1 protein-coding gene is annotated in these 385 nt (G+C 41.6%); it reads left to right on the top strand.

Features of this window, described 5'->3' with window-relative positions; all coding sequences use genetic code 11:
• A partial coding sequence (locus tag CWC02_RS20550; RefSeq protein ID WP_502705414.1) for an aldose epimerase family protein occupies positions 1 to 385 on the top strand: 385 nt, incomplete at both ends.

Genomic DNA, 385 nt, shown 5'->3' with positions numbered 1-385 from the left:
ATTCAATATGGTGTTTGGATGGATGTGTGTTTCATACCGTTTTTTTTCCTTAATGCTAAAGTAATCTGTCTTGATATAAAAGCAATCAATGAACAACTGAAACTTGGTAAAGGTTATGTCCTTAACTTTGTTCTTAAAGACACGCCAAGCTATGACCTTGTTGAAGCGGCGACGGATTACGCAGCAAACTCTGGTCGTACGTTAACAGTTTACACAGAAGAGCCAGGAGTACAGTTTTATTCAGGTATCTTCTTAGACGGTAGTACTCCGCAAGCGTCTGGCTTAGTGCATAATTTCAGAAGTGGTTTTTGTTTAGAGCCACATCATTTCCCTGATGGCCCTAATCAGCCAACGTTCCCAAGCACACCATTACTGCCACGTTCCG

It is taken from the genome of Pseudoalteromonas sp. S2721 (assembly GCF_005887425.1).
In the GTDB taxonomy this organism is placed as follows: domain Bacteria; phylum Pseudomonadota; class Gammaproteobacteria; order Enterobacterales; family Alteromonadaceae; genus Pseudoalteromonas; species Pseudoalteromonas simplex.
The sequence above is the reverse complement of the archived record's forward strand: the minus strand, read 5'-3'. Positions and strand labels throughout refer to the sequence as shown.